Annotated in this window: 12 protein-coding genes; 9 read left to right on the top strand and 3 right to left on the bottom strand. The window is 64.6% G+C overall.

Features of this window, described 5'->3' with window-relative positions:
• The 3 genes from ABIV12_RS12625 to ABIV12_RS12615 form a co-directional block, all read left to right on the top strand.
• Positions 1 to 578: DbpA RNA binding domain-containing protein (locus ABIV12_RS12625; protein ID WP_348059802.1), on the top strand; the 578-nt coding region annotated here is incomplete at its 5' end.
• An 81-nt stretch (positions 579 to 659) separates the two neighbouring features.
• On the top strand, positions 660 to 1,190 hold the full coding sequence (locus ABIV12_RS12620; RefSeq protein ID WP_348059804.1) for a DUF1415 domain-containing protein: 531 nt from the start codon (positions 660 to 662) through the stop codon (positions 1,188 to 1,190).
• A 57-nt stretch (positions 1,191 to 1,247) separates the two neighbouring features.
• Positions 1,248 to 1,439 carry a hypothetical protein gene (locus ABIV12_RS12615; protein ID WP_348059800.1) on the top strand — a complete coding sequence of 64 codons (192 nt, stop codon included), beginning with the start codon at positions 1,248 to 1,250 and terminating at the stop codon, positions 1,437 to 1,439.
• Positions 1,440 to 1,593: 154 nt separating this feature from the next.
• On the opposite strand, the gene ABIV12_RS12610 is transcribed toward ABIV12_RS12615, so the two are convergent.
• The 3 genes from ABIV12_RS12610 to ABIV12_RS12600 form a co-directional block, all read right to left on the bottom strand.
• Positions 1,594 to 2,721, bottom strand: coding sequence for a hypothetical protein (locus ABIV12_RS12610; protein WP_348059798.1), 1,128 nt, complete (start codon positions 2,719 to 2,721; stop codon positions 1,594 to 1,596).
• A gap of 10 nt (positions 2,722 to 2,731) precedes the next feature.
• Positions 2,732 to 4,147 (bottom strand): MBOAT family O-acyltransferase, encoded by a 1,416-nt coding sequence (locus ABIV12_RS12605; RefSeq protein ID WP_348059796.1) that lies wholly within the window; start codon positions 4,145 to 4,147, stop codon positions 2,732 to 2,734.
• Between the two features lie 155 nt (positions 4,148 to 4,302).
• A complete protein-coding gene (locus ABIV12_RS12600; RefSeq protein WP_348059794.1) occupies positions 4,303 to 5,124 on the bottom strand; it encodes a phosphodiester glycosidase family protein in 822 nt (273 codons plus the stop codon).
• Positions 5,125 to 5,246: 122 nt separating this feature from the next.
• Between ABIV12_RS12600 and ABIV12_RS12595 the strand changes: the two genes are divergently transcribed.
• The 6 genes from ABIV12_RS12595 to ABIV12_RS12570 form a co-directional block, all read left to right on the top strand.
• Positions 5,247 to 5,825, top strand: coding sequence for a DUF4337 domain-containing protein (locus ABIV12_RS12595; RefSeq protein WP_348059792.1), 579 nt, complete (start codon positions 5,247 to 5,249; stop codon positions 5,823 to 5,825).
• 61 nt (positions 5,826 to 5,886) lie between these two features.
• A complete protein-coding gene (locus tag ABIV12_RS12590; protein ID WP_348059790.1) occupies positions 5,887 to 6,369 on the top strand; it encodes a YajQ family cyclic di-GMP-binding protein in 483 nt (160 codons plus the stop codon).
• 314 nt (positions 6,370 to 6,683) lie between these two features.
• A complete protein-coding gene (locus tag ABIV12_RS12585; RefSeq protein ID WP_348059788.1) occupies positions 6,684 to 6,821 on the top strand; it encodes a hypothetical protein in 138 nt (45 codons plus the stop codon).
• 164 nt (positions 6,822 to 6,985) lie between these two features.
• On the top strand, positions 6,986 to 8,578 hold the full coding sequence (locus ABIV12_RS12580; protein ID WP_348059786.1) for a 2-isopropylmalate synthase: 1,593 nt from the start codon (positions 6,986 to 6,988) through the stop codon (positions 8,576 to 8,578).
• A gap of 15 nt (positions 8,579 to 8,593) precedes the next feature.
• Positions 8,594 to 9,535 (top strand): branched-chain amino acid transaminase, encoded by a 942-nt coding sequence (locus tag ABIV12_RS12575; protein WP_348059784.1) that lies wholly within the window; start codon positions 8,594 to 8,596, stop codon positions 9,533 to 9,535.
• Positions 9,532 to 10,235: aconitase family protein (locus ABIV12_RS12570; protein ID WP_348059782.1), on the top strand; the 704-nt coding region annotated here is incomplete at its 3' end. The genes ABIV12_RS12575 and ABIV12_RS12570, both read left to right, overlap by 4 nt.

Raw genomic sequence — 10,235 nt, 5'->3', positions numbered from 1 at the left:
CGCTCGCGCTGCACGGCGACATCGAGCAACGCGATCGCGACGAAGTGCTGGTGCGGTTTGCGAACCGCAGCTGCAGCGTGCTGGTGGCCAGCGACGTCGCGGCGCGCGGACTCGACATCAAGGATCTGGGCGCGGTGATCAACTACGAGCTGCCACCCGATCCGGACATCTATCTGCACCGGATCGGTCGCACCGGACGTGCCGGTCGCGCCGGCCTCGCGATCAATCTGTGCACGCCGCGCGAGATGCCTCGGGCGCTTGCGCTGGAGAAACAGCAGGGGATGGCGCTGCGCTGGGTGCAACCGGCACTCACCGCAGGCAGCAAATCGCCCGATGCGCTGCAGGCTGCGATGGTCACGCTGCGCATCGATTCAGGCCGTGCCGAGAAGATGCGCCCGGGGGACATTCTCGGAGCGCTGACCGGCGAGGCCGGCCTTGCTGCGGATGCGGTCGGAAAGATCGATGTGTTCGCAACGCGTTCGTACGTCGCGATCCGGCGCGCCGATGCGGGGAAGGCGTTGACGCGGTTGCGCGACGGCAAGGTCAAGGGCCGCAATGTGCGCGTCACCCGAATCTGATCGGGCGTTCGACTCGTGACGGGCACCCATCAGCCACCTGCCGCGCAGGCGCGCGAAGGCCAACCGCCGCCCGACGACGACATCATTGCCGCGACCCGACACTGGATCGAACGCGCGGTGATCGGGTTGAACCTGTGCCCGTTCGCGCGCGCGCCGCTAAGCATGGGCCGCGTTCGGTTCCGCGTCAGCCATGCGACCGACGGCTCGCAACTGGTCGATGCACTGCGTCAGGAGCTGCAAACCCTGCACGACGCTGATCCGGCCACGTGGGAGACGACGTTGCTGATCCATCCGCTCGTGTTCGCCGATTTCCTCGACTTCAACGACTTCCTCGACGACGCCGACGCACTGCTGCGCGAAATGGATCTGGAAGGCGAAATCCAGGTGGCGAGCTTTCATCCGGACTATCGATTTGCCGACACCGAGGCGGATGCGATCGAGAACTACACGAATCGTTCGCCGTGGCCGACGTTGCACCTGCTGCGCGAGTCGAGCGTCGATCAGGCGGTTGCATCAGGGATCGATACGGACGCGATCTATGCGCGCAACATCGACACGTTGCGCCGGCTCGGCGACGACGGGTGGCGAGCACTCTGGCACGACAGCGACTGAGATCGGTCTCGATTGTCGCGAGGGCGACGGCGTCGCTCGCCCCCGGGCCGTGGTCCGTTGACGTGGATTCAAAAACCGCTAGCATTCGGCTCACCGGGCGTCGCGTGCCGCGTCGACCGCTCCCTCCACCCGCATCGAGGAACCGCCATGAAAGGCATGGATCAGAAGAAAAGCGACAAGAAGAAACCGGAGAAGACGCTGAAGGAAAAGCGCGCCGAAAAAGACGCGAAGAAAGCCGCGAAGAAGTAGTCGGGCTTGTTCTGGCCCGGGTGCGGCGCTGCGCGCCGGATTACAGGACCAGCGCGATCGCTGCCGGGCGTCCTTCGTGGCGCTCGCGCAAGGCCCAAACATCGGAGCGCGAACGATGCGCTCCCTTCAATGCCGCGGCGCCGCTGGTGTTTCGCTATTTCGCCGACTGCGCGGAGCCAGCCGGCATTTCCGTGCGAGGCCAGAAATCCCTCTGGACGATCGACGCCAACGCGTGGGTGTAGCGATCCGCGTCCTTCGGCGAAACGTGCGACCAGTCCGGCAACTCGTTCCCTTGCAGCTCGGCGTAGTCCGCGAAATGGATACCCGGAGCGCCCGTTTCGCCCAGCAGGACATCCCAGGTCGTCGCGCGCGGCAGGCGTGTTTCCTCGAAGTCGAGGAACGGACCGCCACTCGGATCACGGACGAACAGCACGGCCACGCCGCGTGTACGCAACGTGTCGACCGCCACCGCGGTCCGGCGGATCTGTTCCGCGATGACTGCCGCGGATTTCGCCGGCGTGTCCATTTTCGGCAGCGGACCCTCGAACATCTGCGCCCATCTGTCCCGGACAATGGCGCGATAAGCGGCATCGTCTGCAACCTTGCTCCACAACCGCGTATTGCGGTCCTCTCCCTGGACTGAATTCTTGCGCACGTCGGGAAGCGAACGCAGGCCCGGGCGCCTCGGCCACGCCTGCCTGCGCACGACGGTGCCGAGCGCGAAGTCCGGATCGAAAAAGGCGAACCACGGCTCGATCAGGTGCTTGGAAAGCCAGTCGCCGCTGCGCTGCGCCGGCGTCTGCCGGTGGTAGTAAGCGACGGCGTCCGCGCGATTGGCGAACGCTGCGAAGAACTGCTGCGGCGCGATGCCAATGAGCAGGCGGCCGGTGAATTGCGGATCCGCGGCGAGGTCCTCCAGCGCAGGCAGCGCCGAGGTCCCTTCGAGCGCGAGCTGGATCGGGCGTTCACCGGTGACTCGCTCCCATTCGTCGAGCTGGATGTCGAACAGCGTACGCGACGAGCCGATCAGCACGGTGCGCGCTCCCTCGCCCTCGTCGATGCGGCGGCGCTGATCGGCCCATTCGCCATTGCTGTTGCGATAGCCGGGCTGCGCGCCGACACGTCGCCAGTGCAGTTCCCAGGCGCCGATCAGAAGCGCGGACAGCAGCAGCGTTGCGACGACAATTGCACTCCACGGCTGTCGCGGAACGTCGCGCTCCGGCACAGGCTGTGCGACGCCCGGGCGATCCGATGCGGTCGACCGGATCAAGCCGGCGCGCACGGACTGCGTTTCAGAACTGGAAATAGATGAAGGCACTGCCCGCTCCTTGTGCGATCACGATGGCGAACAGCATCGAGGCCCAGATCACCGAAAGAACCGGAGCGGGCGTTCGACCGATCACTGATTCGAGCGTTCGATCGCGCATCGATGCGTGGACGAGCACGATGGCACCGACGATCAGCACCACCATCGCGAGATGCACGGTCGGCAAGATCGGTTTCGCTGCGGCATTCAGGCCAAACATGCCGCCGAGAACACTCGACGCCTTCGCGAACGTCTTGGCGCGAAAGAACACCCACGTCACATTGATCATGGCGAACGTCAGCACGCCGATTACGAACAACGCAAGGGCGCCCGGTCGATCGCTGCGAAAGCGCGAGCGCACCATCCGCTCGATCGCGAGGAACGCGCCGTGCAGTCCACCCCAGACGACGAAGGTCCAGCTGGCTCCGTGCCACAGGCCACCGAGCAGCATCGTCGCCATCAGCGCGAGCAACGTGCGTGCCTCGCCGTGCCGGTTTCCGCCGAGAGGAATATAGAGATAGTCGCGCAGCCACGCCGACAGGGTGATGTGCCAGCGGCGCCAGAAATCGGAGAAGCCGATCGCCGCGTACGGAAAGCGGAAATTGTCGGGCATCGCAAATCCGAGGCACAGCGCGGCGCCGATCGCCGTCGTCGAGTAGCCGGCGAAGTCGCAGAAAATCTGCCCGCTGAAGGCCAGCGTTGCGACCCACGCGTCCAGCGCGCCGGCCAGCTTGTCGCTGTCGTAGACCATTTCCGCCGGCCGTGCGAGGAAGGTGTCCGCGAGGACCACCTTCTGGAACAGACCCAGCGTCATCAACGCGAGCCCGAAAAACAACATACGGGAATCGGCGCGGCGTGGCTGTTCAAACTGCGGCACCAGTTCGGTTGGGCGCATGATCGGCCCGGCGACGAGGTGCGGAAAGAACGTGACGAACAACGCGTAGTCGAGGAAATTTCGCGCGGGCTCCGCACGGCGTAGATAGATGTCCAACGTGTAGGCCATCGTCGCAAACGTGTAGAACGAGATGCCGACCGGCAACACGATGTCCGATGCGGGCGGCTGGTACTCCACGCCGAACGCAAGCATCGCAACCCGGAAATTCTCGAGCACGAAGCCGCCGTATTTGAAATAGCCGAGCATGCCGAGGTTCGCAACCACCGACAGCAGCATCCACGCGCGCCGCTGCAGCGGCTGTACCGCACGGACCAGTCCTTTCGCCGCGTACCAGTCCACCACCGTCGAGATCCACAGCAGGATCACGAATGGCGGATTCCATGCGGCGTAGAACAGGTAGCTGGCCACCAGCAGGTTGATCTTGCGCGTCGTCCACGACAGCGGCAGCGCGTGCACCGCGAGCACGCAGGCAAAGAAGACGACGAACGTCAGCGAGTTGAAGACCATGCTTGCCCCTTGTACGACCATCGCCAGGACGGCGCGGTGCGCGCCTTGCCCGCCAACCTGTACTTCCTACGTCAAAGCGCGGCCCGGACCGCCATCGCCGGAACCGGCGTATTCGTTCGGCGGCATCTGACGAAGCCGCGACGGGCGCACGCCGGTCAGTGGGCTGCAGGTTCCTCGCCGAAGACCGCGAACATGCCGACATACGGCTTGACCATCATCGTCGGTGCGCCCGCGAAGCCATTGCTGGCGGTGTAGATGCGCGACAGGGTTCCATCGAGATAAAGCGCGTCGCTGCAGCCGAGTTCGTCGCGAAAAAGGCGCGCGAACGCGTGGAAGGTCACCGGCGCTTCGCTGACCGCGAACGTGACGTTGCCCGGGGTCTTCGCGCAAACGCCGCTGCGCCACTTGCGACTGTCGGAGGTCGCATCGAAATTGGCGTTGAGGGCACCGTCGACCACCAGCATCGGCCCGGACTGCGTCGCAATGCGCGCGTCGATCGGATGATCGCGCCACGCCTGCGTGGTCACGACGCCCGCGTGCCCGGTGCGATCCACAAAGAACACCCCATTGGGCTGCATCGAGAAATTGCCCTGCGAGCCACTGCCTTGCGCGGTGTTCAACGGGCGCAGCGTCCGTGCGTCTTCGACGTAGAGGCCGAGCGGACGAAATTGCCGGTCGTAGATTCCTGCATTGGTGGCGAACTGCAGCGTTTTACCGTCGTCCGAACCCCATCGCTGCAACGCTTCGATCGTCGCAAGCGCACGTCCGTCGCCAGCTTTCCAGCGCAACTCCAGCCGATCGCGCGCCAGATCGAGATCGACGATGCGAAAATCCGCGCCATCGAGGCGCACGCGATGGCTGGTGGGTGCGGCCACGACGGATGCGCAGGCCAGCACAACCATCGGGAGGGAAAACCATGCACGGCGGGTGGGGAACATGCGGCGATTGTCGCCGATGACGCCGTCTGTCGAAACCACACGGTTCTCCCATCAGGTGGATAAGGCGGCGCGCCCCGCATCGTGGATCGCGCCCGCGACGAAACGCCGGAGAAAGGGTCGGCCGGTTTAATCACGCGATCCCAACGCAACGGAACACCGGCATGGACATCGATCCTCTCCAGATGACCGACAACGGCGGCGCAGGATCGCGTTCGAGTGATCAGCTCAATACGTGGGTCGCGATCACCGTCGCGGTGCTGGCGACGTTCATGGGCGTCTGCAAGGTCAAGGACGACAACATCGTGCAGGCGATGCAGGCCGCGCAGGTGGAAAAAGTGGACCAGTGGGCCTTCTACCAGGCACGTAACCTGCGCGAGCAAATGGCGGATTCGACCGTGGATCTGATCCGGGCATCGGCCACTTCCTCCGATGCTGTCGCAGCGATCGCGAAGTACACCGACGTCGCGAAACGCGAGTCGAGCAAGAAGGACGACGCGCGCCAGCAGGCCGAGAAAGCACAGGACACCTACGATGCGCTCAACAAGCACGACGACCAGTTCGATCTTTCGGATGCTGCCCTGAGCATTGCCATTGCCCTCCTCGCCGTCACCGCGCTGACGCGCAAACGCTGGCTGTACGGGATCGCTCTGGTGCCCACCGTGTTCGGCATCATCATGGGTCTGGCCGGGCTGCTGGGCTGGGCACTGCACCCGGACCTGCTGGCGAATCTGCTGGGCTGACCGATACGCGCATGCACGCCGGGGGGCTAGACTTGTGCGCTTTCCTGTCCCCGAGCTGCCAATGCCCTCTTTCGATGTGGTCTCCGAAGTCGACAAGCACGAACTGACCAACGCGGTCGACCAGGCGAATCGCGAGCTGTCGACGCGTTTCGATTTCAAGGGCAGTGACGCCCGCTTCGACTTTGCAGGGTCGGTGATCACCCAGCACGCGACCAGCACGTTTCAGCTCAAGCAGATGCTCGACATCCTGCGCACGCGTCTTGCCACGCGCGGCATCGACACGCGCTGCCTCGACATCGCCGAGCCGCAAAGCAATGTCGCCGCCGCACACCAGGCCATCACCGTCAAACAGGGACTGGAACAGCCGGTGGCAAAGAAGATCGTCGCAACCTTGAAGGAAGCAAAGATCAAGGTGGAAGCGCAGATCAATGGCGACAAGCTGCGCGTCAGCAGCAAGAAGCGCGACGATCTGCAGCTGGCGATGGCGTTGCTGCGCAAGGCGGAGTTCGAGATGCCGCTGCAGTTCGACAATTTCCGCGATTGACGCAGGTGCCGAGGCATCGACTGCACGCTGACGCCGTCATTTCCGCGGACGCGGGAATCGCTCCATCCGATCCGGCGAGTGACGCTTCGTGTGATCGGTGAGCGTCCCGGGCCAATTGCCGCTTCCAAGGGCCATGACGTCCCTGGAGGAAGCAGGTCGCGCACGGGTCGGCTTTGAAAAGCCGATCCAACCGACGTCGCGCGATTCGGCCATCTGGACTTCTGGACGTCCAAACACACCGTCTTTCGACGATCCACTGGAAAATTGCACAAAACGATTGACACGCCCCGACGGCATGATTTACGGTCGGCCACATGTCGCAGCGCAACAGCCATCGTCACATCGCAGCATCGACCCGCCTCGCGGCGCTCGGCGGCAGGCTGCATGTGAGCGGCAACGGCCTTCTTCGACTTGTACTCGTACTTCTCATTACCAGCGGAGGTGCGGGCTGAAGGCACGTGTCCAGGTGAAGCAAAACCAACCTGAATACCCTTGAGAACCCCGCACCCGGAAACGGATGCGGGGTTTTTTTATGGCCATTGGATGGCCTGCAAGCCGAAAACGCAGGAGCGACCATCGGCAGTGCCCTCAGGCCTCGCCCCACAGCGGAGCCACCATGACCATTGAACCCGTACGACCCGAGCAGACGAACGCGACGCAGGACAGCGACGATCGCGTCCGCATCTTCGACACCACCCTGCGCGATGGCGAACAGGCGCCCGGTTTTTCGATGGGCCGACGCGAGAAGCTGCGACTGGCCCACGCGCTCGAGACGCTCGGCGTCGACATCATCGAAGCCGGATTCCCGCAGGCATCGCTCGACGACTTCGCGGCCGTCGCGGAGATTGCGCGGACCCTGAAAACCTCGACAATCTGCGCGCTCGCGCGCTGCCAGAACCTGGACATCGACAGCGCCGGACGCTCGCTCGAGGCGGCACACCGCTCGCGCATCCACGTGTTCCTGTCGACCAGTCCGCTGCATCGCGAACACAAGCTCAACATGAGCAAGACCCAGGTACTCGACACTGCGGTGCGCGCGGTCGAACGCGCAATGGGCCTCTGCCACGAAGTGGAATTTTCTGCCGAAGACGCGCTGCGTACCGAGCCGGAGTTTCTGGTCGAGGTCTTCGATGCGGTGATCGCCGCAGGCGCGACCACCGTGAATGCGCCCGACACGGTCGGCTACACGACCCCTGCCGAAATGGCCGAACTGTTCACGTACCTTCGGCGAACGGTGAAAGGCGCCGACAAGGTCGTCTTCTCGACGCACTGCCACGACGACCTCGGCATGGCGGTTGCCAACAGTCTCGCTGCAGTTACCGCCGGTGCGCGCCAAGTCGAATGCACCATCAACGGCATCGGCGAACGCGCCGGCAATGCTGCGCTGGAGGAGATCGTGATGGCGTTGCGTGTGCGCGCACCGCTCTACAATGTCGACACGCGCATCGACAGCCGCAGGCTGTTTCCGACATCGCGCCTGCTGACCCAGCTGACCAGCCAGCCGGTGCAGCGCAACAAGGCCATCGTCGGCGACAACGCGTTTGCGCACGAGTCGGGCATCCACCAGCACGGGATGATCAAGCACCGCGGCACCTACGAGATCATGCATCCGCAGGACGTCGGCATCGCCGAGACGCGTCTGGTCCTCGGCAAGCATTCGGGCAAACACGCGATCCGCCAGCGCCTGCAGACGCTCGGCCATGAGCCCGACGACTCGCTGATGGACGACATCCTTGTGCGCTTCAAGGCGCTCGCCGACAAGAAGCGCGAGATCCACGACGAAGATCTTGAAGCGATCGCGCTCAACCTCGACCCGGACGCAACCGGACCGTGGCGCATCGTGCAGCTCAACACGAGCTCCCATCTCGGCGGCAGCGCGTCGGCGTCGGTGCGCCTGCGGCACGACGACGGCCACGAAGTCGGCGAAGCGGCCATTGGTGACGGGCCGGTCGATGCGGTGCTTCGCGCGATCGAACGCGCGACCGGCGCGACGCTCGAACTGACGCGCTTCCAGGTGCGCGCCGTGAGCGAAGGCGGCGACGCACAAGGACAGGCGCAACTGACCGCGCGTCATGCCGATCGCAGCTGGAACGGCAACGGTGTCAGCACCGACATCATCGAAGCGACGGCGCTGGCCGCGCTCGCGATCGTCAACCGCATCGAACGACAACTCCCGGCGCCCGCCCCCGCGGCCGTCGCCAGCCTGTAACCAAAGGAGTCCCGAATGAACGCGCCATTTCTCTGGCACAACGGCCAGATCAAACCCTGGGCTGAAGCGACCGTGCACGTCAGTGCGCATGCGCTGCACTACGGGTCGTCGGTATTCGAAGGCGAACGCGTCTACGCAACGCCGCAGGGGCCCGCATATTTCCGCCTCGACGATCACACGCGCCGGCTGTTCGAGTCAGCACGCATGTACGAGATCGACATCGGCTACACGCCCGAGCAGATCAACTCCGCGTGTCTCGACGTGATCGTCGCGAACCGGATGCCGTCCGCCTACGTGCGGCCCATCGTGTTCCGTGGCGCGGGCGGCCTCGGCGTCTTGCCCAGCGAAGGCTCGCCGGTCGACGTCTCGATCATGGCGCTCAACTGGGGCGCCTATCTCGGCGACGCGATCGAGCACGGCGCAGACGTCGGCGTGTCCTCGTGGAACCGTCCGGCGCCAAACACGCATCCGACCTGGGCGAAAGCAGGCGGCAATTACCTGAGCAGTCAACTGATCGCATTCGAGGCGCGCCGGGGCGGTTATGCCGAAGGCATCGCGCTCGGATACAACGGTTTGCTCAGCGAAGGCGCCGGCGAGAACCTGTTTCTGGTCCGCCGCGGCAAGCTGCTGACGCCGCCCACCAGCGCCGGCATTCTCGCCGGCATCACGCGCGATACGGTGCTCACGCTCGCGGCCGACCTCGGCATTCCTTGCGAAGAACGCGATCTGCCGCGCGAAGCGCTGTACTCGGCCGAGGAAGTGTTCATGACCGGCACCGCGGCGCAAATCACGCCGGTGCGCTCGGTCGACCGCAAGGACGTCGGAAACGGCAAGCCTGGTCCGGTCACGCGCCAGTTGCAGCAGGCGTTTTTCGGACTGTTCGACGGGCGCACCGAAGACCGCTGGGGCTGGCTCACCCATGTTCGCACCGCAGTGTCCGAGCAGGAGGCTGCATGAGCGCGCGAACGCTGTTTGAAAAAGTGTGGGATGCGCACGTGGTTGCAGCGGAGTCGGTCGACACGCCGGCGATCCTCTATGTCGACCTGCACCTGGTACACGAAGTCACTTCGCCACAGGCGTTCAGCGAATTGCGTTCGCGTGGACTGAGACTGCGTCGCCCCGAACGCATGCTCGCCACGCTCGATCATTCGACGCCGACGTTGCCGGCCAACGCCGAGGGCGAGCGACCGTATGCGAATGATCAGGCACATGCGCAGGTGACCCAACTCGAAGAGAACTGTCGCGAGTTCGGCGTCGAACTGCATGGCTGGAACAGCGACGATCGCGGCATCGTCCACGTGATCGGCCCCGAACTCGGCGCAACGCAGCCGGGCATGACGATTGTCTGCGGCGACAGCCACACCTCGACCCACGGTGCATTCGGTGCCCTCGCCTTCGGCATCGGCACCACCGAAGTCGGGCAGGTGATGGCGACGCAATGCCTGCTCCAGCGCAAGGCGAAGACGCTCGCGATCCATGTCGACGGCACGCTCGCGCCAGGTGTCGGCGCGAAGGATCTGATCCTGCACATCATCGGAATGATTGGCGTCGATGGCGGCACCGGCCACGTCATCGAATACCGCGGCAGCACGATCTCGGCGCTCACGATGGAAGAGCGCATGACGGTGTGCAACATGTCGATCGAGGCCGGCGCACG

It is taken from the genome of Dokdonella sp., from assembly GCF_039926425.1.
Taxonomy (GTDB): domain Bacteria; phylum Pseudomonadota; class Gammaproteobacteria; order Xanthomonadales; family Rhodanobacteraceae; genus Dokdonella_A.
The sequence above is the reverse complement of the archived record's forward strand: the minus strand, read 5'-3'. Positions and strand labels throughout refer to the sequence as shown.

Coding starts and splice junctions, on each gene's coding strand:
- ABIV12_RS12575 (WP_348059784.1), top strand. CDS start 8,594: ATGAACGCGCCATTTCTCTGGCACAACGGCCAGATCAAACCCTGGGCT.
- ABIV12_RS12585 (WP_348059788.1), top strand. CDS start 6,684: ATGTCGCAGCGCAACAGCCATCGTCACATCGCAGCATCGACCCGCCTC.
- ABIV12_RS12590 (WP_348059790.1), top strand. CDS start 5,887: ATGCCCTCTTTCGATGTGGTCTCCGAAGTCGACAAGCACGAACTGACC.
- ABIV12_RS12595 (WP_348059792.1), top strand. CDS start 5,247: ATGGACATCGATCCTCTCCAGATGACCGACAACGGCGGCGCAGGATCG.
- ABIV12_RS12605 (WP_348059796.1), bottom strand. CDS start 4,147: ATGGTCTTCAACTCGCTGACGTTCGTCGTCTTCTTTGCCTGCGTGCTC.
- ABIV12_RS12580 (WP_348059786.1), top strand. CDS start 6,986: ATGACCATTGAACCCGTACGACCCGAGCAGACGAACGCGACGCAGGAC.